The sequence below is a fragment of the Citrobacter sp. U14242 genome (assembly GCF_046555775.1).
Taxonomy (GTDB): domain Bacteria; phylum Pseudomonadota; class Gammaproteobacteria; order Enterobacterales; family Enterobacteriaceae; genus Citrobacter.
Window position 1 is genome coordinate 59,268 of the sequence record NZ_JBKGLW010000016.1, and the last position, 25,309, is coordinate 84,576.

Sequence of the window (25,309 nt, forward strand, 5' to 3'; positions counted from 1 at the left end):
TGTTCTTTAGTTGACCAGTTGTCAACTAAACTCTTCGCTACAATGGGTGTACCTTTTGTTCAGAGACATCCATTGTGGCGCTACTCATCATTACCACTATTTTGTGGGCCTTTTCTTTTAGCCTGTTTGGCGAGTACCTTGCCGGTCATGTCGATAGCTATTTTGCAGTGCTGGTGCGTGTTGGGCTGGCGGCTCTGGTGTTTTTACCGTTTTTGCGTACCCGTGGGCACAGCGTAAAAACAATCGCGCTGTATATGCTGGTGGGCGCCATGCAGCTTGGCATCATGTATATGCTGAGTTTTCATGCCTATCTGTATCTGACGGTTTCAGAGCTGCTGCTCTTTACCGTTCTGACACCGTTGTACATTACGCTAATTTATGACCTGATGAGCGGGCGCCGTTTACGCTGGAGCTATGCGTTCAGCGCACTACTGGCGGTAATTGGCGCCGGGATTATCCGTTACGATCAGGTGACCAGCCACTTCTGGACCGGCCTGCTGCTGGTACAGCTTTCCAACATTAGTTTTGCCATCGGCATGGTGGGCTATAAGCGCCTGATGGAAACCCGCCCGATGCCACAGCACAACGCCTTTGCCTGGTTTTATATGGGGGCGTTGCTGGTGGCAGTCGTTGCCTGGTCTATATTAGGGAATGCGCAAAAAATGCCTGAAACCACGCTGCAGTGGGGAATTCTGGTGTTCCTTGGCGTGGCGGCTTCTGGCATTGGTTACTTTATGTGGAACTATGGCGCGACGCAGGTGGATGCCGGTACGTTGGGCATTATGAACAATATGCATGTACCGGCGGGGCTGCTGGTCAACCTGGCTATCTGGCACCAACAACCGCACTGGCCAAGCTTTATCATTGGTGCGGCTGTGATAGTGGCTTCACTGTGGGTACATCGTAAGTGGGTCGTTCCGCACTCCGCACAAACGGCAGGTGATCGCAGGCGTGATTCCGCGCTGAGCGAATAAACGCTTCTGTTACCGGCTGGCGCTGCTCGCCATCGCGCACGGCGGCGTACAGTCGGCTCCACAGCCCATCGCCCAGGGTTTTGGTTACCACCAGACCCTGGCGTTCAAAACTCTCCACCACCCAGTGCGGCAGGGCCGCAATACCCATCCTGGCGGCTACCATCTGGATCAACAGCAGGGTGTTATCCACGCTCTTCAGCGACGGGCTGACGCCCGCGGGCTGCAGGAAATTCCGCCAGATATCCAGGCGGCTGCGTTGTACCGGATATATCAGCAGCGTCTCGCTGGCCAAATCTTCCGGCGTGACCTGTGTTTTGCTGGCCAGTGGGTGATCGGGTGCCAGTACCAGACGAACTTCAAAATCGAACATCGGTGAATAGTGCAGGCCGCTGCGCGGCAGAATGTCGGATGTCATCACCAGATCCAGCTCATCCTGCTGTAGCGCCGGTTGCGGATCGAACGTCACGCCAGATTTAAAATCCATCTCTACCTGTGGCCAGTTAGCACGGAAATTTTCCAGCGCGGGCGTCAGCCACTGAATACAGCTGTGGCATTCAATCGCGATACGCAGTCGGGTTTGCTGCGGTTCATTGCATGCCTGCAGCGCGCGACCGATTTGTGGCAAGACCTGGTTTGCCAGCTGTAGCAGAATTTCACCCTGTGGCGTAAAGCGCAGCGGTTGGCTTTTACGTACAAACAGACGAAAGCCGAGGCGTTGTTCCAGATCGCTGAACTGGTGAGACAGGGCGGATTGGGTCTGATGCAACGTCGCTGCAGCGCCTGCCAGCGAACCACTGTTCCGCAACGCCTGTAGCGTTTTCAGATGCTTAATCTCGATCATGAAAGTCCTTCACTTCGGCATGAATAAATTGCGCTTGAGGATTATACAGTACCTGTCAATTATGGATGTGTAAACATCTGGACGGCTAAAATCCTTCGTCTTTTAAATTTATGGTGCGTTGGCTGCGTTTCTCCACCCCGGTCACTTACTTCAGTAAGCTCCCAGGGATGAATAAACTTGCCGCCTTCCCTAAATTCAAAATCCACAGGATTTACATATAATTAGAGGAAGAAAAATGACAATATTGAATCACACCCTCGGTTTCCCTCGCGTTGGCCTGCGTCGCGAGCTGAAGAAAGCGCAAGAAAACTACTGGGCAGGTAACGCCTCTCGTGAAGAATTGCTGGCAACGGGTCGCGAACTGCGCGCCCGTCACTGGGATCAGCAAAAACAGGCTGGCGTTGACCTGCTGCCGGTGGGCGACTTCGCCTGGTACGATCACGTGCTGACGACCAGCCTGCTGCTGGGTAACGTCCCGGCCCGTCATCAGAACAAAGATGGCTCCGTCGATATCGACACCTTATTCCGCATTGGTCGTGGGCGTGCACCGACCGGTGAACCTGCTGCTGCGGCAGAAATGACCAAATGGTTTAACACTAACTATCACTATATGGTGCCTGAATTCACCAAAGGCCAGCAGTTCAAGCTGACCTGGACTCAGTTGCTGGATGAAGTTGACGAAGCGCTGGCACTTGGCCACAACGTAAAACCCGTCCTGCTGGGCCCGGTAACTTACCTGTGGCTGGGCAAAGTGAAGGGCGAACAATTTGACCGCCTGAGCCTGCTGAACGACATTCTGCCGGTTTACCAGCAGGTGCTGGCAGAGTTGGCTAAGCGTGGCATTGAGTGGGTTCAGATTGATGAACCTTCGCTGGTGCTGGAGCTACCCCAGGAATGGCTGAACGTCTTTAAACCGGCGTATGACGCTCTAACCGGTCAGGTGAAGCTGCTGCTGACCACCTATTTCGAAGGCGTCACGCCAAACCTGGATACCATCACCACGCTGCCGGTGCAGGGTCTGCACGTTGACTTCGTGCACGGTAAAGATGACGTCGCCGAGTTACACAAGCGCCTGCCTGCCAACTGGCTGCTGTCAGCCGGTCTGGTGAACGGTCGTAACGTCTGGCGTGCCGATTTGACAGAAAAACATGCACAAATTAAGGACATTGTCGGCAAACGTGCGCTATGGGTGGCCTCTTCCTGCTCTCTGCTGCATAGCCCGATTGACCTGAGCGTTGAAACCCGCCTGGATGCCGAAGTGAAGAGTTGGTTTGCCTTCGCCCTGCAAAAATGCGGCGAGCTGGCGCTACTGCGTGATGCGCTGAACAGCGGCGATACCGCGGCGCTGGTTGAATGGAGCGCACCGATTCAGGCGCGTCGCCACTCCACTCGTGTACATAATGCCGCGGTGGAAAAACGCCTGGCGGCGATCACCGCCAGGGACAGCCAGCGCGCCAACGCTTACCCGGTTCGCGCCGAGGCGCAACGTGCCCGCTTTAATCTGCCGGCATGGCCGACCACCACTATCGGCTCATTCCCGCAAACCACGGAGATTCGCGGCCTGCGTCTGGACTTTAAAAAGGGCAATCTGGATGCGAATAACTATCGCACTGGCATTGCAGAGCACATTAAACAGGCGATTGCTGAGCAGGAACGTCTGGGCCTCGACGTGCTGGTACACGGTGAAGCTGAACGTAACGACATGGTGGAATACTTTGGCGAACATCTGGACGGCTTCGTCTTTACCCAGAATGGCTGGGTGCAGAGCTACGGTTCACGCTGTGTGAAACCACCGGTGGTGATTGGCGACGTTAGCCGCCCGCAAGCGATTACCGTTGAGTGGGCTAAATACGCGCAGTCGCTGACTGACAAACCCGTTAAAGGCATGCTGACTGGTCCGGTGACCATTCTTTGCTGGTCGTTCCCGCGTGAAGATGTGACCCGTGAAACGATCGCCAAACAGATTGCGCTGGCGTTGCGTGACGAAGTGGCGGATCTGGAAGCGGCGGGTATCGGTATTATTCAGATTGATGAACCGGCACTGCGTGAAGGTCTGCCGCTGCGTCGCAGTGACTGGGCGGCGTATCTGGAGTGGGGCGTGGAAGCCTTCCGCATCAATGCCGCGGTGGCGAAGGATGAAACCCAGATCCACACTCACATGTGTTACTGCGAGTTCAACGACATCATGGACTCTATTGCCGCGCTGGACGCGGATGTGATCACCATTGAAACCTCGCGTTCCGACATGGAGTTACTGGAATCGTTCGAAGAGTTCGACTACCCGAACGAAATCGGGCCGGGCGTCTATGACATTCACTCGCCTAACGTCCCAAGCGTGGAATGGATTGAAGCCCTGCTGAAGAAAGCCGAACAGCGTATCCCGGCTGAGCGTCTGTGGGTGAACCCGGACTGCGGCCTGAAAACCCGCGGCTGGCTGGAAACTCGGGCAGCCCTGGCTAACATGGTCAAAGCTGCGCAAAATCTGCGTCAGGCGTAACTCTTCTCCTCGTAAGATGCCCGGTGGCGCAAGTTTACCGGGCCTACACGACTCATTCGTAGCCGGATAAGGCGCAAGCCGCCATCCGGCAAAATACCTGCCTGAAAAGATCCTTTTTACCCTCTCTATGAAATAAATTTCGTCTCTTCTGCCTGATCCTCCTACATATCTTTCTGTTTTTTATCCGCGAAAATTCATTATCTTTATGTTTTTAAATAGAATTTTTACCACGTTGCGATCTTTCTTGTGATTGAGTTCACGTTTCATACAGATGTGCTGGCGTGAAATAATATTTCGTGAGACTTTATGCTCAAGAAAATTATTTCATGAGGTGTGTAATGGACACGAAGCAGTACCTGGCAGAGATCATCAATGAATTAACCTTTGTTAAAGACTCCGTTTGTGAAGAGGATTGCGCGGGCCTGATCGACGCTATTCAGCAAAGCCAGCGCGTTTTTTGTTACGGCCTGGGGCGCGCGGGTTTTTCCATGAAAGCCTTCACCATGCGCCTGATGCACATGGGTAAGGACGTTTACTTCCTGACGGAAACCATCACGCCTAACTTTGGGCCTGGCGATCTGTTTATCGTTTCTTCCGCTTCCGGTGAGACAACACAACTGGTTGCGCTGGCGAAAAAAGCACGTCAGCTTGGCGGCGCTGTGGCGGTGCTAACCACTAATCGTCACGCCACTATCACCGAATTTGTTGATGTCACCGTACAAATCAACGCGCCTTCCAAAAATCAAAAAGATTCCGCTTTTCGTTCGGCGCAGCCGATGGCCTCGCTGTATGAGCAGGCATTGCTGGTGATTGCTGATGCGCTGGTGATGAAGATGGCCGCTGAGAGTGGGTCACCGGAAAGCGAACTGTTTAAGCGTCACGCCAATCTGGAATAGCCGTAAGCGTTATTTGCTCGATACCCTACAGGAGAATAAAAATGAGCAAAAAAATAACATCCTTATTTAATTTCAAGAAGTTGCAGAAGTTTTCGTCTGCACTGATGTTGCCTATCGCTATTCTTCCGGCGGCAGGTTTAATTTTGGCTATCGGCATTTCATTTAACATTGAGCTGCTGGCGAACTGCGGTGGACTGATTTTCGCCAATCTGCCGTTGCTGTTTTGTGTCGGTATCGTGATTGGCCTGACCGGGGACGGCTCTTCGTCACTGTCGGCGATTATCAGTTACATGATTATGAACGCCACGATGGGAACGCAACTGGGGATTACGGCTGAATCGGTGGCAGCCAGCAATGGCGACTACGCCATGATTTTGGGCGTACCGACGTTGCAAACCGGGGTGTTTGGTGGCCTGATTGTCGCGATCTTCGTTTATCTGCTTTACACCCGTTTCCATAATATTGAACTGCCGCAGTTTCTTGGTTTCTTCGGCGGTAAGCGTTTCGTGCCGATTATCACTGCGGTGGCGGCGATCGTTGTCGGTTATCTGCTGCCATGGATGTGGATCCCGGTGCAGAAAGGGCTGGCTTCGCTGTCGACGTTAGTCACCAGTGGGCACAACGCGAATTTTGCCGCCTTTATTTACGCCGTTGGCGAACGTTCGTTGATTCCATTCGGTCTGCACCATATCTGGAACGTGCCGTTTTATTACAACTTCGGCGACTACATGACCAAATCCGGGCAACTGGTGACGGGCGATATTCCGGTGTTCTTTGCGCAACTGCGTGATGGTGTGCCGCTGACGGCGGGGCTGTTTATGACGGGCCGTTTCCCGATCATGATGTTTGCGTTACCTGCCGCCGCGCTGGCGATGTACCACGAAGCAAAACCGGAACGTAAGGCGCTGATTAAAGGTCTGTTACTGTCTGGCGCGCTGACCACCTTTGTGACGGGCATTACGGAGCCGCTGGAATACTCGTTCCTGTTTGCTGCGCCCATTCTCTACATCATCCACATCTTTATTTATGCCTCTTCGTTCGTGCTGATGAACGTACTGAACGTGCACATTGGGCATCCGTTTGCAGGTGGCCTGATTGACTTCGTACTGAACGGCGTCATGCCAAACCGCACGCCGTGGTATCTGGTGATTGTCGCAGGCGCGGGCTATGCGGTGATTTACTACACCTTTTTCCGGGTGCTGATCCGTAAGCTGAACCTGAAAACGCCGGGTCGTGAGGATGAAGAGATTGCCGTTGAAACCACGATTACCCGCGAAGAACGCCCATACCAAATCATCGAAGCTGTAGGCGGTTTCGACAATATCGAAGATGTGGATGCCTGCGCAACACGCCTGCGTCTGGCGCTGGTGGATGACAAAAAGGTCAATGACAAACGACTGAAAGAACTGGGTGCTGCTGGCTTAGTGAAGCTGGGCGATGGCGGTGTACAGGTCATCTTTGGCGGCAAATCGCAAATCCTGCGGGACGAAATCAAAACCGTGATGAGCAGACCACGTCCGGCGGATATGGCGGCGGCCTGCGCTAACTGATTCAAGATTAGCGGGCTGGTCTCAGCCCGCCAGACAGAGAGAGCTGATGTATGAATTCACAATTACTGGCGAATGCCATCCGTATGTTAAGTGTTGATGCGATCCAGAAAGCGAACTCCGGCCATCCGGGCGCGCCGATGGGTATGGCGGATATTGCTGAAGTGGTCTGGCGTCGGCACCTGCGCCATAACCCGAAAAACCCGCAGTGGTTTAACCGCGATCGTTATGTGCAGTCGAACGGCCATGGCTCAATGCTGATTTACGCTTTGCTGCATCTCACCGGCTATGACCTGTCGATGGATGACATTCGCGACTTCCGTCAGCTTCACTCCCGCACGCCAGGACACCCGGAATATGGCTATACACCAGGCGTTGAAACCACCACCGGGCCGCTGGGGCAGGGTGTTGCCAATGCGGTAGGGATGGCGATTGCTGAAAAAGCGCTGGCCGCTGAATTCAACAAGCCCGGTTTCGACATTGTTGATCACCACACCTGGTTGTTCCTCGGTGATGGTTGCCTGATGGAAGGGATCTCCCATGAAGTTTGCGGACTGGCGGGCACGCTGAAGCTGGGCAACCTGATTGCGGTCTGGGACGATAACGGTATTTCGATTGATGGTCATGTTGAAGGCTGGTTTGCTGAAGATACCGCCGCACGTTTCCGCGCCTACGGCTGGCATGTGATTGAAGGCGTTGATGGCCACGATCCTGAAGCGGTGGATGCTGCGGTGCGTGAAGCGAAGCAGGTAACGGATAAGCCGAGCCTGCTGTGCTGTAAAACGATTATCGGTTTCGGCTCGCCGAATAAGGCTAATAGTCATGATTGCCATGGTTCGGCGCTGGGTGCCGATGAAGTGGCGCTGGTGCGTGAACGTCTGCAATGGCCGTATGCGCCATTCGAAATTCCTGGTGAAATTTATGCTGCATGGGATGCAACGGAAAAAGGTGCGCAGGTTCAGCAAGAATGGGATGCGTTGTTTGCTGACTACGCGAAGCAGTGGCCGGAACTGGCGGCGGAATTTACTCGTCGCATGAAAGGTGATTTGCCGGCTGATTGGGCGGAAAACATGCAGAAGTATGTCCACGATCTGCAATCCCATCCGGCAGCGCTGGCGACCCGTCAGGTCAGCCAGAAATGCCTTAATCACTTCGCGGATATGCTGCCGGAACTGATGGGCGGCTCGGCGGATTTATCACCGTCTAACCTGACGCGCCATCAGAAATCCGTCGATTTCACCGCAGAGAACCCGGCGGGGAATTACATCTCCTATGGCGTGCGTGAATTTGGCATGTCGGCAATCATGAACGGCCTGGCGCTGCATGGCGGATTTATCCCTTACGGCGGCACGTTCCTGATGTTTATGGAATATGCGCGTAACGCTCTGCGCATGGCGGCGCTGATGAAGATTCGATCAGTGTTTGTGTATACACACGATACCATTGGTCTGGGTGAAGATGGCCCAACGCACCAGCCCGTAGAGCAACTGGCTTCGCTGCGCCTGACGCCGAATATGGAAACCTGGCGTGGTTGCGATCAGGTGGAAGTGGCGGTGGCCTGGCAGCAGGCAATTGAGCGTAAAGACGGCCCGACCTCGCTGGTGTTAACACGCCAACCGCTGGCGCAACAGCCACGCACCGCCGCACAGTTAACAGAGATCGCGCGTGGTGGCTATGTGCTGAGCGATTGCGATGGCCAGCCGGAGATGATCCTGATCTCTGCCGGTTCGGAAATTGAGTTAGCGGTCAGCGCGGCGAAAGTGTTAACGGAAGAGGGGCGTAAAGTTCGTGTGGTGTCCATGCCGTGTACCGAACGTTTCGACAATCAGGATGCGGCATACAAAGAATCTGTTTTGCCGAAAGCCGTGCGTAAGCGCCTGGCGGTAGAAGCGAGTATTGCCGGATTCTGGGAACGCTACGTGGGCCTGGACGGTAAAGTGATCGGCATGACGAGCTTTGGTGAGTCCGCTCCTGCCAATGTGTTGTTTAAACACTTCGGCTTTACGCCAGAAAACGTTCTGGCGCAGGCGCGTGATTTGCTGAACAGCTAAACCTGAACAAGGGGTGAAAGGGCGACTTTTTACCCCTTAAACCGGGAGCCGAGGAACTCTTCGCGCGTGCGATATTTCTCGTAATGCGATTTGTTTTTGTACATAAACAGCAGCACCAGCATATCGATGACGCCCATTGCCGGAACGCGGGTGGAGTCGAAGGCTTCAAAGAAGATTTTATCGCTGACCGCGGTATTGAGTTGATGTGTGGAGAGTTTTGATAACGGCGATTTAATGTAGTTGGTGATGCAGACAGATTTTGCCCCGCGCTCTTTCACCACTTTAAAGATATCAACCATGAGATTGGTACTGCCTGAGTTAGAAATACCGATAGCCAGATCGCGTTTCCCCATCGACCAGGCGGCGTTGATTTGCATCTCCGGGCTGACGTGAACCACGGTTTTCAGGCCAAGCTGGCTAAACTTATAGGCGCTATAAACGGCCAGTGGGTTTGAGTTCCCGGCCGCGAAGAAAAAGAGCGTATCGCAATGGGCAATTAAATCGAGAATTGACTCAAGAACATCAGAGTTAAAAAATTGCGTTGATTGCATTAAATCTTCGGCTTGTTTTTTTAATAAGAAAGTTGCCAAAGATGATATATCAGTGAAGTCGGTATTTTCGGGATAACTTTGATCGGGATTTATCACTTCCTTCGCCAATGCTATTTTTAAATGATAATATCCCTGGTAACCTAATTTTTTACAGGTCCGCACAATAGTGGCTTCACTGGCATGACTTTTTTCTGATAATTCAGTGACGCTATAGTTCACTACTTCATGAGCATTATTCAGAATATAATCCGCGACTTTTTTTTCCGCCTGATGAAGCGTAGGGTAATGGCTTTGAATCAGACTTTTTACGGTTATGTTATTCATGTTTAATGATTTTTATCTCGAAAGAAAACGCTGATTATAACATAAAACAGACAGGTGAATAGGGCGTCTTGTCGTAAAAACGAGCAGGGTGTTCAACCTTAACCAAACCAGTTAATAATAAATAGGAATGTCTCTTTAAGGTAATAATTATAATGTCGTGATTGAGTTTTTTTAACACTGAAGAGAACATTGCAGAATGCAATGTTCTCTTCTTGGAAGTGCGCCGTCTGAATAAAGACAGTGAAAATATTATGTTCTCTTTCCATTATATTGCGCGAACCACTCCAGCATTCTCTGCCAGCCGTCTTTTGCGGATTCTTCGTGGTAGCTTGGACGATAATCGGCGTTAAAGGCATGGCCCGCGTCGGGATACACCACAATTTCCGCTTTGGCATTTGCGGCGCGTAATGCCTGACGCATGGTTTCCACGCTGTCCTGCGAAATACTGGTGTCCTGAGCGCCATAGAGCCCCAAAACGGGGGCGTTCAGATCGGTGGCGATATCGACGGGATGTTTGGGGGAGTTTAACGTTTTGTCGCCGACCAGTTTGCCATACCACGCCACCGCCGCTTTTAGCTGTGGATTGTGTGCGGCATACAGCCAGGTAATACGTCCACCCCAGCAAAAACCCGTCATCATTAATTTATGCACATCGCCGCCGTTGCGGGAGGCCCAACTGGCAACATGATCCAGATCGGCAAGAACCTGTGAGTCCGGGACTTTCGCCACCAGGCCGCTTAGAAGCGTCGGGATATCGGCAAAATCACTGGGATCGCCCTCGCGAAAATAGAGTTCGGGTGCGATAGCCAGATAACCTTCCAGCGCCAGTCGACGGCAAACATCACGAATGTGCTCATGAATACCAAAAATTTCCTGCACGACAATGACGACGGGCAGCGGGCCATCGGTCTGTTGTGGTCGTGCGTAATACGCAGGCATATCATCGCCTTGTGAGGGTATTGATGTCACTCCAGCGATAATCGCGTTATCCGGAGTGTGAACCGTCGTGGACGCCGGTGGGGATACAGCAGGTGCAAAACCAGATTGTCGTGTTGTCATGGTATTCTCCGTACCCTTAAATATTGTGCAAAATAGCGCATTGTTAACTATAGACACATGCAACGAACCACATTGCCTCAAACAGTCTATCTTTTGTGCAAGGCGTCCTTACATTGCGCTATTAATGTGATATGAGTCACTATTTTACGGTAATTCGATGCAATTGATTTCCTTCATAGTGACGACTGTCACGAAAAGATGTTTATGCCTTCGGTAAAGTGTGTTTTTGCTTCTTCTGACAAAACCGATTCACAGAGGAGTTTTTATGTCTAAGTCTGATGTTTTTCATCTCGGCCTCACTAAGAACGATTTACAAGGGGCCCAGCTCGCTATCGTCCCTGGCGACCCGGAGCGTGTGGAAAAGATCGCCGCGCTGATGGACAAGCCGGTTAAGCTGGCATCTCATCGCGAGTTCACTACCTGGCGTGCTGAGCTGGATGGTAAAGCAGTGATCGTCTGCTCTACCGGTATCGGCGGCCCGTCGACGTCTATTGCCGTAGAAGAACTGGCGCAACTGGGCATTCGTACCTTCCTGCGTATCGGTACGACCGGCGCTATCCAGCCGCATATCAACGTTGGCGACGTGCTGGTTACCACCGCGTCTGTCCGTCTGGACGGGGCGAGTCTGCATTTTGCACCGATGGAGTTCCCGGCAGTTGCCGATTTCGAATGCACCACCGCATTGGTGGAAGCGGCGAAATCTATCGGTGCGACCACCCACGTAGGCGTTACTGCGTCTTCAGACACCTTCTACCCAGGCCAGGAGCGTTATGACACCTTCTCTGGTCGCGTAGTGAGCCGTTTCAAAGGCTCGATGGAAGAGTGGCAGTCGATGGGTGTCATGAACTATGAAATGGAATCTGCGACGCTGCTGACCATGTGCGCAAGCCAGGGTCTGCGTGCCGGTATGGTTGCAGGTGTTATCGTCAACCGTACTCAGCAAGAGATCCCGAATGCAGAAACGATGAAGCAAACGGAAAGCCACGCGGTGAAAATCGTGGTAGAAGCCGCACGTCGTTTACTGTAATTCTCCCTTCTTTGTTAAAAGGCCGACGTGTTCGGCCTTTTTATTTTGCGTAGTACCTCGCAGGAAATTCCTTTTAAACTGGACGTTTATACAGCACAATTCTATTTTGTGCGGGTAAGTCGTTGCTGTAAGGGGGCGTTGTGGATATTTCAATTTTGATGAGTGCCGTGCTGGCATTAGCTGCAGGGCTGCTGGTGGGCTGGCTGGCGACAAAAGCGCGCGCCGATCAGATCCGCGCAGACCTCATCGAAGAGCGACGAGAACTGGATATTGCTCTCAGTGCAGCCCGGCAACAGCTCTCGCAGGAAGCCCACTGGCGCGACGAATGCGAGTTGCTGAATAACGAACTCCGCAGCCTGCAGAGTATCAATACCTCACTGGAGGCCGATCTCCGGGAAGTCACCACCCGTCTGGAAGCAACGCAACAGCATGCAGAAGATAAAATTCGCCAGATGATCAACAGTGAACAGCGCCTGAGTGAACAGTTTGAGAATCTGGCGAACCGCATTTTCGAGCACAGTAACCGTCGGGTAGATGAGCAAAATCGCCAAAGCCTTAACAGCCTGCTTACGCCATTGCGTGAACAACTGGACGGTTTTCGCCGTCAGGTGCAGGATAGCTTTGGTAAAGAGGCTCAGGAGCGCCATACCCTGGCACACGAAATTCGTAATCTCCAGCAGTTGAATGCGCAGATGGCACAGGAAGCGGTTAACCTGACGCGGGCATTGAAAGGTGATAACAAAACACAGGGAAACTGGGGAGAGGTAGTACTTACGCGGGTACTGGAGGCTTCCGGCCTGCGGGAAGGCTATGAATACGAAACCCAGGTTAGCATCGAGAATGATGCGCGCTCACGGATGCAACCGGACGTTATTGTCCGGCTACCGCAGGGTAAAGATGTGGTGATTGACGCTAAAATGACGCTGGTTGCCTATGAGCGCTATTTTAATGCAGAAGATGAATACACCCGGGAGGGGGCGCTGCAGGAGCATATCGCCTCCGTGCGAAATCATATTCGTCTGCTGGGTCGTAAAGATTATCAACAGCTTCCAGGGCTGCGTACACTGGACTATGTGCTGATGTTTATCCCCGTTGAGCCTGCTTTCCTGCTGGCGCTGGACAGACAGCCCGAACTGATTACCGAAGCGCTCAGAAATAACATTATGCTGGTGAGTCCTACCACGCTGTTGGTGGCATTACGTACTATCGCTAACCTGTGGCGCTATGAGCATCAAAGCCGCAACGCGCAACAAATTGCGGATCGGGCCAGTAAACTTTATGACAAGATGCGCCTGTTTGTGGATGATATGTCGGCAATCGGCCAAAGCCTGGATAAAGCCCAGGATAACTACCGACAGGCAATGAAGAAGCTCTCTTCGGGGCGTGGAAATGTCTTATCACAGGCGGAAGCCTTCCGCGGCTTAGGCGTGGAAATTAAGCGTGAGATTAATCCTGAGTTGGCTGAACATGCCATGAGCCAGGATGAAGAGTACCGTTTGCGCTCGGTTTCCGAGGCGCAACAAGAAGAGACATACGCCGATAACGCGGCGGTAAATCAGCAATCGAGCTAGCCCATTTGGGGTAGTTGAACCCGGCAGAAGGGTAGGGCAAATGGGCCCAATCTGTTACACTTCTCGAACATTTTTTGGATGAGCAGGCACTGAGATGGTGGATAATTCACAAGAAACGACGCACTTTGGCTTTCAGACCGTCGCTAAAGAGCAGAAAGCTGACATGGTGGCCCACGTTTTTCATTCTGTGGCGTCTAAATATGACGTTATGAATGACTTAATGTCATTTGGCATTCATCGTTTGTGGAAGCGCTTCACCATTGACTGTAGTGGCGTGCGTCGTGGACAAACCGTTCTGGATTTAGCGGGCGGCACGGGCGATCTGACAGCAAAATTTTCTCGCATGGTTGGTGAAACCGGTAAGGTTATTCTGGCAGATATCAATGACTCAATGCTCAAAATGGGTCGCGAAAAGCTGCGCAATATTGGCGTGATTGGTAACGTTGAATATGTCCAGGCAAATGCTGAAGCACTGCCGTTCCCTGACAATACCTTTGATTGCATCACCATTTCTTTCGGCCTGCGTAACGTTACGGATAAAGAGAAAGCGCTACGCTCGATGTATCGTGTGTTGAAACCTGGTGGGCGCTTACTGGTGCTGGAATTCTCCAAACCGATCATCGAACCGCTGAGCAAAGCGTATGACGCGTACTCTTTCCATATCTTGCCACGTATTGGTTCGATGGTTGCGAGCGACGCAGATAGCTACCGCTATTTGGCTGAGTCCATCCGTATGCATCCCGATCAGGACACGTTAAAAGCAATGATGCAAGATGCCGGGTTTGAAAGTGTTGATTACTACAACCTGACGGCAGGTGTTGTTGCGCTGCATCGTGGTTACAAGTTCTGACAGGAGACCGGGGATGCCTTTAAAACCCTTAGTTACCGCTGGCGTTGAAAATCTGCTCAACACCTTTCTGTATCGTTCTCCTGCGCTAAAATCAGCCCGAACGCGTTTGCAGAGCAAGGTACTGCGTGTTGATCTCAAAGGATTTTCTACGCCGTTAGTCCTGGTGTTCAGTGAGCGCCAGGTCGATGTGCTGGGGGCATGGGAAGGCGAAGCCGATTGCACTGTGATCACACATGCCAGCGTGTTACCTAAATTACGTGACCGGCAGCAGCTCACAACGCTTATTCGTAGTGGCGAACTGGAAGTGCAGGGCGATATTCAGGTGGTGCAGAACTTTGTGGCTCTGGCTGACCTGGCGGAATTTGACCCTGCAGAGCTATTAGCACCTTATACCGGTGATATCGTCGCGGAAGGCGTTAGCAAAGTCCTGCGCGGTGGCGCGAAGTTCCTGCGTCATGGCATTCAACGTCAGCAACGTTATGTTGCTGAAGCGATCACTGAAGAGTGGCGTATGGCCCCTGGCCCGCTTGAAGTTGCATGGTTTGCGGAAGAAACGGCAGCGGTTGAGCGCGCGGTCGAATCTCTGGCCAGACGGCTGGAAAAACTGGAGGCCAAATGACGCCAGGAGAAGTACGGCGCCTTTATTTCATCATTCGCACTTTTTTAAGCTACGGTCTTGATGAACTCATCCCCAAAATGCGTATTACGCTGCCGCTCCGTTTGTGGCGTTACACATTGTTTTGGATGCCAAACCGACATAAAGATAAGCCGCTGGGTGAAAGGCTGAGACTGGCTTTGCAGGAATTGGGGCCAGTGTGGATCAAATTTGGTCAAATGCTCTCCACCCGTCGTGACCTTTTCCCTCCGCACATCGCCGATCAACTTGCACTGTTGCAGGATCGGGTTGCTCCATTCGATGGACAACGAGCAAAAGAACAAATTGAAGAAGCAATGGGTGGGCTACCTGTTGAAGCGTGGTTTGATGATTTTGAGATCACACCACTGGCATCTGCGTCTATTGCTCAGGTGCATACCGCGCGACTGAAGTCGAATGGCAAAGAGGTGGTGATCAAGGTTATTCGTCCGGATATCCTGCCGGTAATCAAAGCCGATTTAAAACTGATCTATCGTCTTGCTCGCTGGGTCCCTCGCCTGTTGCCGGACGGCCGTCGTCTGCGGCCAACAGAAGTGGTCCGCGAATATGAAAAAACATTGATCGACGAGCTGAACCTGCTGCGTGAGTCGGCAAACGCCATTCAACTGCGACGCAATTTTGAAGACAGCCCGATGCTGTACATCCCGGAAGTGTATTCCGACTATTGCAGTCAGAACATGATGGTGATGGAGCGTATTTACGGTATCCCTGTTTCGGATGTTGCAACGCTTGAGAAGAACGGTACCAACATGAAACTGTTGGCTGAGCGTGGTGTTCAGGTCTTCTTTACCCAGGTATTCCGCGACAGTTTTTTCCATGCCGATATGCACCCTGGTAACATTTTCGTCAGCTATGAGCACCCTGAAAACCCGAAATACATCGGTATTGATTGCGGGATCGTGGGCTCATTAAATAAAGAAGATAAGCGTTATCTGGCTGAAAACTTTATTGCGTTTTTTAATCGCGATTACCGTAAGGTTGCCGAGCTACATGTTGATTCTGGTTGGGTGCCTCCCGATACCAATGTTGAAGAATTTGAATTTGCAATTCGTACCGTGTGTGAGCCGATCTTCGAAAAGCCGCTGGCAGAGATCTCCTTTGGTCACGTGTTGTTGAATTTGTTCAATACGGCACGTCGATTTAATATGGAAGTCCAGCCTCAACTGGTGTTGTTACAGAAGACGCTGTTGTACGTTGAGGGTGTTGGCCGACAGCTCTATCCTCAGTTGGATTTGTGGAAAACGGCCAAGCCTTTCCTTGAATCCTGGATTAAAGATCAGGTAGGTATTCCGGCGCTTGTCAGGGCATTTAAAGAAAAAGCACCGTTCTGGGTCGAAAAAATGCCAGAAATACCTGAACTTGTGTATGACAGTTTGCGCCAGGGCAAATATTTACAGCACAGTGTTGATAAGATTGCGCGCGAGCTTCATGCGAATCACGTACGTCAGGGACAATCCCGTTATTTATTGGGTATTGGCGCAACGTTGCTGTTAAGTGGGACATTCCTGTTGGTAAGCCGTCCTGAGTGGGGGCTTATGCCTGGCTGGTTAATCGCGGGTGGTGTTATCGCCTGGCTGATCGGCTGGCGCAAAATGCGCTGATTTTTTCATCGCCCAAGGCAGGTCGTGTAACGTATACTACGGCCTTATTAATTCATCATCTATGACAGAGGAACATGTATGGGTGGTATCAGTATTTGGCAGTTGTTGATCATTGCCGTCATCGTTGTACTGCTATTTGGCACCAAGAAACTCGGCTCCATCGGTTCCGACCTTGGCGCGTCTATTAAAGGCTTCAAGAAAGCGATGGGTGATGATGAACCTAAGCAGGATAAAACCAGCCAGGACGCTGATTTTACCGCTAAATCCATCACCGATAAGCAGGGTGAAGTGAAGAAAGAAGACGCCAAAAGCCAAGATAAAGAGCAGGTATAATCCGTGTTTGATATCGGTTTTAGCGAACTGTTATTGGTGTTCGTTATCGGCCTCATCGTACTGGGGCCACAACGATTGCCAGTGGCAGTAAAAACGGTCGCGGGCTGGGTCCGTGCGCTGCGCTCTCTTGCAACTACTGTGCAGAATGAACTGACCCAGGAGCTTAAGCTTCAGGAGTTTCAGGACAGCCTGAAGAAAGTAGAGAAAGCAAGCCTGACAAATCTAACGCCGGAGCTGAAAGCATCGATGGATGAGCTGCGCGAAGCGGCTGAGTCGATGAAGCGTTCTTACAGCGTGCACGATCCTGAAAAAGCGAGCGATGAAGCGCACACTATCCATAACCCTGTGGTGAAAGGAAGTGAAGCGCAGCACGAGGGGGCTACCCCTGCTACTGCTGAAGCACAGGCCAGTTCGCCGGAGCAAAAACCGGAATCCACGGGTGCTGACACGCCGGAGTTGAAGGACACGGTTTCCGTTACGTCGATGGACGCGGAAAAGAAACCTGCTGCACCTGCTGTCGAATCCTCACCCTCGTCGAGTGATAAACCGTAAACATGTCTGTAGAAGATACTCAACCGCTCATCACGCATCTTATTGAGCTGCGTAAGCGACTCCTGAACTGCATTATTGCGGTTATGGTAATCTTTCTGGCGTTGGTTTATTTTGCCAACGACATTTACCATATGGTTGCGGCACCGCTGATTAAGCAGATGCCTCAGGGGGCAACGATGATCGCCACCGATGTGGCTTCACCGTTCTTTACCCCGATAAAGCTAACCTTTATGGTGTCGCTGATCCTGTCGGCACCAGTGATCCTGTACCAGGTATGGGCATTTATTGCGCCTGCTTTGTATAAGCATGAACGCCGCCTTGTCGTGCCGCTGCTGGTCTCAAGTTCGCTGTTGTTCTATATCGGGATGGCATTCGCCTATTTTGTCGTCTTCCCGCTGGCATTTGGCTTCCTTGCCAACACAGCTCCGCAAGGCGTGCAGGTTTCGACAGACATTGCCAGTTATCTCAGCTTTGTCATGGCACTGTTTATGGCGTTTGGTGTCTCTTTTGAGGTTCCTGTCGCCATTGTATTGCTGTGCTGGATGGGCATTACGACACCTGATGATTTACGTAAGAAACGTCCTTACGTAGTTGTCGGGGCATTTGTCGTGGGGATGTTACTGACTCCACCAGATGTCTTCTCGCAAACGCTGTTGGCAATACCGATGTACTGCCTGTTTGAAGTGGGTGTTTTCTTCTCTCGTTTTTATGTTGGTAAGCGACGTACGCGAGACGAAGATAACGAGGCTGAGAATGCGAAAGAAGCCGAAACCACCGAGAAAACCGAAGAGTAAATTCAGCCGCCCGTAAGGGCGGTTGTCATATGGGAGGAAGCATGTTTGATATTGGCGTTAATCTGACCAGTTCACAATTTGCGAAAGACAGGGATGACGTTGTAGCGCGCGCGTTTGCTGCGGGTGTAAACGGCATGCTTCTGACCGGAACAAACCTGCATGAAAGCCAGCAGGCGCTAAAGTTGGCACAGCATTATCCACATTGCTGGTCTACAGCAGGCGTCCACCCGCATGACAGTAGCCAATGGCAATCCTCAACAGAGGCGGAAATTATTGCATTGGCGAACCAGTCTGAAGTGGTCGCCATTGGTGAATGCGGCCTGGATTTCAATCGTAACTACTCCACTCCGCAGGAACAGGAACGAGCGTTCGAGGCGCAATTGCGTATTGCCGCCGAATTGCAGATGCCAGTTTTCATGCATTGTCGGGATGCCCACGAACGTTTTCTGACGCTGCTGGAACCCTGGCTGGACAGCCTCCCTGGCGCAGTGCTGCACTGTTTCACTGGCTCGCGCCGGGAGATGCAGGACTGCGTGGACAGAGGGCTTTATATCGGGATTACCGGATGGATCTGCGATGAACGTCGGGGGATGGAACTGCGGGAGCTGTTGCCGTTTATCCCGGTGGAAAGGCTATTGATCGAAACCGATGCCCCTTATTTACTCCCCCGCGATTTAACACCGAAACCGGCTTCCCGGCGTAATGAGCCTGCACACCTGCCGCATATTCTTGAGCGTATTGCGTACTGGCGTGGGGAAGATCCTCAGTGGCTATCAACGGCGATTGATGCCAACGTCAGAACGTTATTCGAAGTGACCTTCTGAGTCTGTTTATATCTTTCGAAAGCCGGTGTTTTTCACGCTCTGCTTAATCTCTTTATTCAACAGGTTAAGCAGGAGCATGGAGCGCGCTTCGCCGTCGGGTTCGGTGAAAATCGCCTTTAATCCTTCAAATGCCCCTTCAGTGATAATTACGCTGTCGCCAGGATGCGGCGTTTCCGGGTCTACAATCCCCTCGGGCTTGTAGATAGAAAGCTGGTGAATAACGGGAGAGGGGACGGTGGCAGGTGTTGCCCCAAAGCGTACAAAATGGCTGACGCCACGCGTCGCATTGATGGTCGTGGTGTGGATCACTTCCGGATCGAATTCGACAAACATGTAATTAGGGAAAAGTGGCTCACTGACTGTGGTACGTTTACCACGCACCATTTTTTCCAGGGTGATCATTGGCGTCAGACAGTTGACTGCTTGTCTTTCCAGGTGTTCCTGGGCACGCTGAAGTTGCCCGCGTTTGCAGTACAGTAAATACCAGGCTTGCATAATAACTCTTATCCGCTTGTTCTGAGCGCAAGCATAGCAAAAGTCATTATACACTTCATCTTTCAAGCCTCATCGGTGTGGGTTGCCAGAGTTCACGCTAATTTAACAAAAATACAGCATCACAATGATGAACGCCGTATAATGAGACGCTTACAAAGAGGCCATAATGGACGCCATGAAATATCACGATTTACGCGACTTCCTGACGCAGCTTGAACAGCAGGGCGAGCTCAAACGCATTACGCTTGAGGTGGATCCCCACCTGGAGATCACTGAAATAGCCGATCGCACCTTGCGTGCCGGTGGGCCTGCGCTGTTGTTTGAGAACCCTAAAGGCTATTCGATGCCGGTACTGTGCAACCTGTTTGGCACGCCAAAGCGTGTCGCCATGGGGATGGGGCAAGAAGATGTCTCGGCGCTAAGGGAAGTGGGTAAGCTGTTGGCGTTTTTGAAAGAGCCGGAGCCGCCGAAAGGATTCCGCGATCTGTTTGATAAGCTGCCGCAGTTCAAGCAGGTGCTTAACATGCCGACCAAACGGCTACGCGGTGCGCCTTGTCAGCAAAAAATTTCTTCAGGCGATGACGTTGATTTAAACCGTATACCGATCATGACCTGCTGGCCGGAAGATGCAGCGCCGCTAATGACATGGGGACTCACCGTCACGCGTGGTCCGCATAAAGAGCGACAGAATCTGGGCATTTATCGCCAACAGTTGATTGGCAAAAATAAGCTCATTATGCGTTGGCTTTCACATCGTGGCGGCGCGCTGGATTATCAGGAGTGGTGTGCTGCACACCCCGGTGAGCGTTTCCCTGTCTCCGTTGCGTTAGGGGCAGACCCGGCGACCATTCTGGGCGCTGTGACCCCTGTGCCTGATACATTATCAGAGTACGCCTTCGCCGGGCTGCTGCGTGGCACTAAGACTGAAGTTGTCAAATGTATCTCTAACGATCTCGAAGTACCCGCCAGCGCTGAAATTGTTCTGGAAGGCTATATCGAGCCGGGTGAACTGGCACCGGAAGGGCCGTATGGCGATCATACGGGTTATTACAATGAAGTGGATAGCTTCCCGGTTTTCACCGTCACACACATTACCCAGCGTGAAGATGCGATTTATCACTCCACCTATACCGGACGTCCACCCGATGAACCTGCGGTGCTCGGCGTGGCGCTGAACGAAGTGTTCGTGCCGATTCTGCAAAAGCAGTTCCCGGAAATCGTCGACTTTTATCTGCCGCCGGAAGGCTGTTCTTATCGACTGGCCGTGGTGACGATGAAAAAACAGTACGCAGGCCATGCCAAACGCGTCATGATGGGTGTTTGGTCATTCTTGCGTCAGTTTATGTACACCAAATTTGTTATTGTCTGCGATGATGATGTCAACGCACGTGACTGGAACGATGTGATTTGGGCAATTACTACCCGTATGGACCCGGCCCGGGATACGGTACTGGTAGAGAATACGCCGATTGATTACCTGGACTTTGCCTCGCCGGTTTCCGGCCTTGGTTCAAAAATGGGGCTGGATGCCACAAATAAATGGCCGGGTGAAACCCAACGAGAGTGGGGACGCCCGATTAAAAAAGATCCTGAAGTGACTGCGCGTATTGACGCAATTTGGGATGAATTAGCCATCTTTAATGACGGCAAAAGCGCCTGAGGCGCGATCGTTTTGCCTATTGATCCGACAGAGAGAGCGCATGACAACCTTAAGCTGTAAAGTGACCTCGGTAGAAGCTATCACTGACACCGTATATCGCGTACGTTTAGTGCCGGACGCGGCGTTTTCCTTTCGTGCTGGTCAGTATTTAATGGTCGTGATGGACGAACGTGATAAACGCCCGTTCTCCATGGCATCTACGCCGGATGAGCACGGGTTCATTGAGCTGCACGTGGGTGCTTCTGAGCTAAATCTTTATGCCATGGCTGTTATGGACCGAATTCTGAAAGATCGGGAAATTAAGGTCGACATCCCGCACGGTGAAGCCTGGCTGCGTGATGATGAAAATCGTCCGCTGATCCTGATTGCTGGCGGCACTGGGTTCTCATACGTACGCTCGATTTTGCTGACAGCACTGGCGCGCAACCCAAACCGTGATATCACTATTTACTGGGGCGGACGAGAAGAGAAACATCTCTACGATCTCTCTGAACTGGAGGCACTGTCAGTTAATCATCCGAACCTGCGTGTTGAGCCTGTAGTGGAACAGCCTGAAACGGGCTGGCGTGGTCGTACGGGAACCGTATTAACGGCAGTGTTACAGGATTACGGCACTCTGGCGGAACATGATATTTATATCGCCGGGCGTTTCGAGATGGCTAAAATCGCGCGCGACCTGTTCTGCAATGAACGTCAGGCGCGTGAAGATCGTCTGTTTGGCGACGCGTTCGCGTTTATTTAAACGATGTGCGCCGGAACCCCACCGGCGCATTCATGAATTCCCCACCTTCCACATGACGGTTGCTGGCCCAGCATCTTTGCATATCTCCTGTTTTACAAAACCTCATCATTTTTAGTGAACAAAGTTATTTCCCTGTTTGCCTGTAGATATAACAACATTTTGTGACGCTCCATCATTTGTTTAGTAAACAAATTTGGCACTCTATGCAGCATCATAATTGTGAGAGGCCAATGAGGGGAGAGGTCACCATGAGGCTCGGACTGGATATAGGCGGGACTAAAATCGAAGCGGTGGTAATTGATAAAACAGGTGAGATTATTTACCGCGAACGACGCGCTACACCCAAGCAAAGCTACGGCGATTTTTTCCATGCCGTGACGGATATGATTGCTAAGGCTATGCAGACCGTTAACCAACCTTTATCGGTCGGTATCGGGGTTCCTGGAGCAGTAGACAGCAGGGGATTAATTAAAAATTCCAACATTCTGGTGCTAAATCAGCAGGCTTTTACCCGTGACCTTGAACAAGCATTAGGGATGCCTGTGCCCGTCACTAACGATGCTAACTGCTTTACACTGTCAGAGGCTATGGACGGCAGTGGACGCGGACACTGTGTGGTCTTTGGCGTAATTCTCGGTACTGGCTGCGGAGGCGGGTTGTGTGTTGATAACCGTTTGATCTCCGGTCCTAATGCCTGCGCAGGGGAGTGGGGGCATAATGCCTTGCCACGTTACCATGAGTCCCGGGATGGTGAGGGGGTTACCTGCTATTGCGGACAACAGAACTGTATTGAAAGTTTTATCTCTGGCAGTGGTCTGGAACGCCAGTACATGAATCACACGAATCAACATGTCAGCGTTCCTCAAATCATGCAGCAGGTAGAATTGGGTGATGCCGACGCTTGCCTGTTATGGGAGCGTTACTGTGATCAACTGGCGCGCGCGTTGGCGGGCATTGTGAATACACTCGACCCTGATGTCATTGTGCTGGGAGGGGGTGTATCTAATATCACATTACTGTATTCGGGTTTGCAGGCACGCGTGGCACAGTACGTGTTTGGTAAACAGTGCCATACACCAATTATTCAGGCCCGACACGGTGACAGCAGCGGTGTGCGTGGTGCAGCATGGCTGGGGGCACAACAGGCCACCGTGTAGAGTTAATGAGAGTGAAATGACGAAACCTGTACGAATCAGAGATATTGCCGAAGCCTGTGGCGTCTCAGTTGGCGCTGTATCCCGCGCACTAAAAGGTCAACCCGGATTGCGTGAAGATACCCGATTGCGCATTATTTCTGTGGCGCAACAGCAAGGTTATGATTTTTCCCGTCTGCGCAGTGACAAGCTCAAGCGAGTCCTGTTTTTGTTGCATCGGCAACACAATATTAGCCGGGCATTGCCGTTTTACTCGCAGCTGTTACTGGGTATTGATGCTGCCTGCCGTGATCAGGGCATTGCGCTGAGCTTTCTCTCTATCGGGCCAGCTGATGCGGTAAGTGAGCAGGTCATGTTGCATCAGCCTGATGCGTTGATCTGCGCCGGATTTTTTGAGCCAGAGCTGTTTGGACTGCTGCAACAAATGAAATTGCCGCTGGTGCTTGTAGATCTGTGGGCTCCAGGTTTGCCATGCGTCAATCCGGACAATACCCTGGGCGGCTATCTGGCGACAAAACATTTGATCGAACAGGGGTGTAGACGTATCGCTTTTCTTGCCAGTACTCTCTCACACTACAGTATTCGTCAGCGTGAAAAGGGTTATCGCCAGGCGCTGTATGAAGCCCGTCTGCTGATGCCTCCCGAGTACGAAGCCATCGCACCGCCGCTGCTCGATACTGAACAATCGTTGGTTGAGGCGGTTAATGAACTGCTCAGACTGCCGGAACCGCCCGATGCTATTTTTGCTTATAACGATGCGGCGGCGATGGTTGTTCAGCGGGTGTGTGCGCAGCAGGGGATTCGTATTCCAGAAGATCTTGCGCTGGTAGGATTTGATGATATTGATGCTGCGGCCTGGTCACATCCGCCGCTGACTACGATTGCGGTTGATAAGCAGCAACTGGGGCGCGAAGCACTGCGTTTACTGCTGGAAGGCAAGCCGGAAGAGAATCTGTTGCTGCCGGTACAATTGGTGGTACGTAGCAGTTCAGGGAAATAAAAAACCCGCCCCTGACAGGCGGGAAGAACGGCAACTAAACTTTCTCTCTTCGCCATTGGCACCGTAACTGTGCTGGCACCAATGGCTTTGAGATAACATTTCGTAGGCCGGGCAAGCGAAGCGTCCCCGGCATGCTTTGATTACACTCGCTCAAATACTGTGGCGATGCCCTGACCTAACCCGATACACATCGTCGCCAGACCGAACTGCACGTCTTTGCGTTCCATCAGGTTGAGCAGAGTGGTACTGATACGCGCACCAGAACATCCCAGGGGATGACCCAGGGCGATCGCACCGCCATTGAGGTTGATCTTCTCGTCGATCTGTTCCATCAGCCCCAGATCTTTAATACACGGCAGGATCTGGGCGGCAAAGGCTTCGTTCATCTCAAACAAGCCGATGTCGCTGGTGGAGAGTCCCGCTTTTTTCAGCGCCAGCTTTGAGGCAGGAACCGGACCATAACCCATGATTGAGGGGTCACAGCCAACTACGGCCATCGAGCGAATACGTGCACGCGGCGTCAGACCCAGTTCACGAGCACGGCTCTCACTCATTACCAGCATCGCGGCAGCACCATCGGAGAGCGCGGAAGAGGTACCCGCGGTGACGGTACCGCTGACCGGATCGAATGCCGGGCGTAGGGTGGACAGCGCGTCGACAGTGGTTTCCGGACGGATAACCTCATCATAGTTAAACTGTTTCAACACGCCGTCGGCATCATGACCGCCAGTCGGGATGATCTCGTTTTTAAAGGCACCGGACTGAGTAGCGGCCCAGGCGCGAGCATGTGAGCGTGCGGCGAAGGCATCCTGCATTTCACGGCTGATACCGTGCATACGAGAGAGCATTTCTGCCGTCAGCCCCATCATTCCCGCGGCTTTCGCTACGTTACGGCTCATACCTGGGTGGAAATCAACGCCGTGGCTCATCGGCACATGGCCCATATGTTCCACGCCGCCCACCAGGCACGCCTGCGCATCGCCAGTCATAATCATGCGTGCCGCATCGTGCAGCGCCTGCATCGACGAACCACACAGACGGTTGACCGTAACCGCAGGAACGGAGTGTGGGACTTCTGCCAGCAGTGCGGCGTTACGGGCGATATTGAAACCCTGCTCCAGCGTCTGCTGCACACAACCCCAGTAAATATCATCGAGTGCGGTGGGTTCCAGCGCGGGATTACGCGCCAGCAGACTACGCATCAAGTGTGCGGAGAGATCTTCTGCCCGCACGTTGCGAAACGCGCCCCCTTTCGAACGGCCCATCGGGGTACGGATCGCATCAACAATTACAACCTGTTCCATTGTGACT

Annotated in this window: 23 protein-coding genes and 1 pseudogene; 18 read left to right on the plus strand and 6 right to left on the minus strand. The window is 52.2% G+C overall.

The genetic code is table 11. The annotated features are described in order from the left end of the window. Positions 1–74 precede the first annotated feature (74 nt). Positions 75–974: a carboxylate/amino acid/amine transporter gene (locus ACLJXE_RS22050; protein ID WP_286629758.1), complete on the plus strand. Its 900-nt coding sequence runs from the start codon at positions 75–77 to the stop codon at positions 972–974. On the opposite strand, the gene metR is transcribed toward ACLJXE_RS22050, so the two are convergent. Next, entirely contained in the window at positions 862–1,815 is a 954-nt protein-coding gene (metR, locus tag ACLJXE_RS22055) for an HTH-type transcriptional regulator MetR (protein ID WP_286629757.1), read from the minus strand. The two genes, ACLJXE_RS22050 and metR, sit on opposite strands and share 113 nt — an antisense overlap. A 235-nt stretch (positions 1,816–2,050) precedes the next feature. On the opposite strand from metR, the gene metE reads away from it, so the two are divergent. The 4 genes from metE (at position 2,051) to tkt (ending at position 8,806) form a co-directional block, all read left to right on the plus strand. Beyond that, a complete protein-coding gene (gene metE, locus ACLJXE_RS22060; RefSeq protein WP_410752024.1) occupies positions 2,051–4,312 on the plus strand; it encodes a 5-methyltetrahydropteroyltriglutamate--homocysteine S-methyltransferase in 2,262 nt (753 codons plus the stop codon). Between the two features lie 338 nt (positions 4,313–4,650). After that, positions 4,651–5,208, plus strand: a complete 558-nt coding sequence (hxlB, locus tag ACLJXE_RS22065; protein WP_410752025.1) for a 6-phospho-3-hexuloisomerase — start codon at positions 4,651–4,653, stop codon at positions 5,206–5,208. Positions 5,209–5,249: 41 nt separating this feature from the next. Then, a complete protein-coding gene (gene ptsG, locus ACLJXE_RS22070; RefSeq protein ID WP_410752026.1) occupies positions 5,250–6,758 on the plus strand; it encodes a glucose-specific PTS transporter subunit IIBC in 1,509 nt (502 codons plus the stop codon). 50 nt (positions 6,759–6,808) lie between these two features. Continuing rightward, complete coding sequence (gene tkt, locus ACLJXE_RS22075) at positions 6,809–8,806, plus strand: transketolase (RefSeq protein WP_410752027.1); 1,998 nt, start codon at positions 6,809–6,811, stop codon at positions 8,804–8,806. A gap of 29 nt (positions 8,807–8,835) precedes the next feature. Here the strand turns inward: tkt and ACLJXE_RS22080 are convergent, their stop codons facing one another. The 3 genes and pseudogenes from ACLJXE_RS22080 to ACLJXE_RS22090 form a co-directional block, all read right to left on the minus strand. Then, positions 8,836–9,357, minus strand: a complete 522-nt coding sequence (locus tag ACLJXE_RS22080; RefSeq protein WP_410752039.1) for an SIS domain-containing protein — start codon at positions 9,355–9,357, stop codon at positions 8,836–8,838. A 105-nt stretch (positions 9,358–9,462) separates the two neighbouring features. After that, positions 9,463–9,681 (minus strand): annotated as a pseudogene (locus ACLJXE_RS22085) (MurR/RpiR family transcriptional regulator); the annotation flags it as partial. A gap of 249 nt (positions 9,682–9,930) precedes the next feature. Then, positions 9,931–10,740, minus strand: a complete 810-nt coding sequence (locus ACLJXE_RS22090) for a dienelactone hydrolase family protein (protein ID WP_410752028.1) — start codon at positions 10,738–10,740, stop codon at positions 9,931–9,933. A gap of 265 nt (positions 10,741–11,005) precedes the next feature. Between ACLJXE_RS22090 and udp the strand changes: the two genes are divergently transcribed. From udp to tatD, 9 genes are all read left to right on the plus strand, one after another. After that, positions 11,006–11,767 carry a uridine phosphorylase gene (gene udp, locus ACLJXE_RS22095; protein WP_006686084.1) on the plus strand — a complete coding sequence of 254 codons (762 nt, stop codon included), beginning with the start codon at positions 11,006–11,008 and terminating at the stop codon, positions 11,765–11,767. Between the two features lie 158 nt (positions 11,768–11,925). After that, entirely contained in the window at positions 11,926–13,338 is a 1,413-nt protein-coding gene (rmuC, locus tag ACLJXE_RS22100) for a DNA recombination protein RmuC (protein WP_410752040.1), read from the plus strand. A gap of 94 nt (positions 13,339–13,432) precedes the next feature. After that, the gene (gene ubiE, locus ACLJXE_RS22105) at positions 13,433–14,188 is read left to right on the plus strand and encodes a bifunctional demethylmenaquinone methyltransferase/2-methoxy-6-polyprenyl-1,4-benzoquinol methylase UbiE (RefSeq protein WP_202037298.1); all 756 of its coding nucleotides are present in this window, start codon (positions 13,433–13,435) and stop codon (positions 14,186–14,188) included. A gap of 13 nt (positions 14,189–14,201) precedes the next feature. After that, complete coding sequence (gene ubiJ / locus ACLJXE_RS22110) at positions 14,202–14,807, plus strand: ubiquinone biosynthesis protein UbiJ (protein WP_137383151.1); 606 nt, start codon at positions 14,202–14,204, stop codon at positions 14,805–14,807. Further along, the gene (gene ubiB, locus ACLJXE_RS22115) at positions 14,804–16,444 is read left to right on the plus strand and encodes a ubiquinone biosynthesis regulatory protein kinase UbiB (RefSeq protein WP_199970849.1); all 1,641 of its coding nucleotides are present in this window, start codon (positions 14,804–14,806) and stop codon (positions 16,442–16,444) included. Before ubiJ ends, ubiB begins: the two co-directional genes overlap by 4 nt. A 78-nt stretch (positions 16,445–16,522) precedes the next feature. Beyond that, entirely contained in the window at positions 16,523–16,777 is a 255-nt protein-coding gene (gene tatA, locus ACLJXE_RS22120; RefSeq protein ID WP_003017888.1) for a Sec-independent protein translocase subunit TatA, read from the plus strand. A 3-nt stretch (positions 16,778–16,780) separates the two neighbouring features. Continuing rightward, the gene (gene tatB / locus ACLJXE_RS22125) at positions 16,781–17,329 is read left to right on the plus strand and encodes a Sec-independent protein translocase protein TatB (protein WP_286629752.1); all 549 of its coding nucleotides are present in this window, start codon (positions 16,781–16,783) and stop codon (positions 17,327–17,329) included. Between the two features lie 2 nt (positions 17,330–17,331). Then, a complete protein-coding gene (gene tatC / locus ACLJXE_RS22130; protein ID WP_286629751.1) occupies positions 17,332–18,123 on the plus strand; it encodes a Sec-independent protein translocase subunit TatC in 792 nt (263 codons plus the stop codon). Positions 18,124–18,164: 41 nt separating this feature from the next. After that, positions 18,165–18,947: a 3'-5' ssDNA/RNA exonuclease TatD gene (tatD, locus tag ACLJXE_RS22135; RefSeq protein ID WP_410752029.1), complete on the plus strand. Its 783-nt coding sequence runs from the start codon at positions 18,165–18,167 to the stop codon at positions 18,945–18,947. A 6-nt stretch (positions 18,948–18,953) separates the two neighbouring features. Here the strand turns inward: tatD and rfaH are convergent, their stop codons facing one another. Further along, positions 18,954–19,442, minus strand: coding sequence for a transcription/translation regulatory transformer protein RfaH (gene rfaH, locus ACLJXE_RS22140; protein ID WP_286629749.1), 489 nt, complete (start codon positions 19,440–19,442; stop codon positions 18,954–18,956). Between the two features lie 166 nt (positions 19,443–19,608). Between rfaH and ubiD the strand changes: the two genes are divergently transcribed. The 4 genes from ubiD to ACLJXE_RS22160 all read left to right on the plus strand — a co-directional run bounded on the left by ubiD (position 19,609) and on the right by ACLJXE_RS22160 (position 23,998). Beyond that, the gene (gene ubiD / locus ACLJXE_RS22145) at positions 19,609–21,102 is read left to right on the plus strand and encodes a 4-hydroxy-3-polyprenylbenzoate decarboxylase (RefSeq protein WP_410752030.1); all 1,494 of its coding nucleotides are present in this window, start codon (positions 19,609–19,611) and stop codon (positions 21,100–21,102) included. Positions 21,103–21,142: 40 nt separating this feature from the next. Beyond that, entirely contained in the window at positions 21,143–21,844 is a 702-nt protein-coding gene (gene fre / locus ACLJXE_RS22150; RefSeq protein WP_137383145.1) for an NAD(P)H-flavin reductase, read from the plus strand. 248 nt (positions 21,845–22,092) lie between these two features. Next, the gene (locus ACLJXE_RS22155; protein ID WP_410752031.1) at positions 22,093–23,001 is read left to right on the plus strand and encodes an ROK family protein; all 909 of its coding nucleotides are present in this window, start codon (positions 22,093–22,095) and stop codon (positions 22,999–23,001) included. Between the two features lie 16 nt (positions 23,002–23,017). Beyond that, on the plus strand, positions 23,018–23,998 hold the full coding sequence (locus ACLJXE_RS22160) for a LacI family DNA-binding transcriptional regulator (RefSeq protein WP_410752032.1): 981 nt from the start codon (positions 23,018–23,020) through the stop codon (positions 23,996–23,998). Positions 23,999–24,138: 140 nt separating this feature from the next. Here ACLJXE_RS22160 and fadA read toward each other — a convergent pair whose 3' ends face one another. Next, positions 24,139–25,302, minus strand: coding sequence for an acetyl-CoA C-acyltransferase FadA (gene fadA, locus ACLJXE_RS22165; protein WP_271454132.1), 1,164 nt, complete (start codon positions 25,300–25,302; stop codon positions 24,139–24,141). Positions 25,303–25,309 lie beyond the last annotated feature (7 nt).

Bases quoted from the DNA above. Each gene is read 5' to 3' on its own strand.
- metR (WP_286629757.1), bottom strand. From the start codon at position 1,815: ATGATCGAGATTAAGCATCTGAAAACGCTACAGGCGTTGCGGAACAGT.
- metE (WP_410752024.1), top strand. From the start codon at position 2,051: ATGACAATATTGAATCACACCCTCGGTTTCCCTCGCGTTGGCCTGCGT.
- hxlB (WP_410752025.1), top strand. From the start codon at position 4,651: ATGGACACGAAGCAGTACCTGGCAGAGATCATCAATGAATTAACCTTT.
- ptsG (WP_410752026.1), top strand. From the start codon at position 5,250: ATGAGCAAAAAAATAACATCCTTATTTAATTTCAAGAAGTTGCAGAAG.
- tkt (WP_410752027.1), top strand. From the start codon at position 6,809: ATGAATTCACAATTACTGGCGAATGCCATCCGTATGTTAAGTGTTGAT.
- ACLJXE_RS22080 (WP_410752039.1), bottom strand. From the start codon at position 9,357: ATGCAATCAACGCAATTTTTTAACTCTGATGTTCTTGAGTCAATTCTC.
- ACLJXE_RS22090 (WP_410752028.1), bottom strand. From the start codon at position 10,740: ATGACAACACGACAATCTGGTTTTGCACCTGCTGTATCCCCACCGGCG.
- udp (WP_006686084.1), top strand. From the start codon at position 11,006: ATGTCTAAGTCTGATGTTTTTCATCTCGGCCTCACTAAGAACGATTTA.
- rmuC (WP_410752040.1), top strand. From the start codon at position 11,926: ATGAGTGCCGTGCTGGCATTAGCTGCAGGGCTGCTGGTGGGCTGGCTG.
- ubiE (WP_202037298.1), top strand. From the start codon at position 13,433: ATGGTGGATAATTCACAAGAAACGACGCACTTTGGCTTTCAGACCGTC.
- ubiJ (WP_137383151.1), top strand. From the start codon at position 14,202: ATGCCTTTAAAACCCTTAGTTACCGCTGGCGTTGAAAATCTGCTCAAC.
- ubiB (WP_199970849.1), top strand. From the start codon at position 14,804: ATGACGCCAGGAGAAGTACGGCGCCTTTATTTCATCATTCGCACTTTT.
- tatA (WP_003017888.1), top strand. From the start codon at position 16,523: ATGGGTGGTATCAGTATTTGGCAGTTGTTGATCATTGCCGTCATCGTT.
- tatC (WP_286629751.1), top strand. From the start codon at position 17,332: ATGTCTGTAGAAGATACTCAACCGCTCATCACGCATCTTATTGAGCTG.
- tatD (WP_410752029.1), top strand. From the start codon at position 18,165: ATGTTTGATATTGGCGTTAATCTGACCAGTTCACAATTTGCGAAAGAC.
- rfaH (WP_286629749.1), bottom strand. From the start codon at position 19,442: ATGCAAGCCTGGTATTTACTGTACTGCAAACGCGGGCAACTTCAGCGT.
- ubiD (WP_410752030.1), top strand. From the start codon at position 19,609: ATGGACGCCATGAAATATCACGATTTACGCGACTTCCTGACGCAGCTT.
- fre (WP_137383145.1), top strand. From the start codon at position 21,143: ATGACAACCTTAAGCTGTAAAGTGACCTCGGTAGAAGCTATCACTGAC.
- ACLJXE_RS22155 (WP_410752031.1), top strand. From the start codon at position 22,093: ATGAGGCTCGGACTGGATATAGGCGGGACTAAAATCGAAGCGGTGGTA.
- ACLJXE_RS22160 (WP_410752032.1), top strand. From the start codon at position 23,018: ATGACGAAACCTGTACGAATCAGAGATATTGCCGAAGCCTGTGGCGTC.
- fadA (WP_271454132.1), bottom strand. From the start codon at position 25,302: ATGGAACAGGTTGTAATTGTTGATGCGATCCGTACCCCGATGGGCCGT.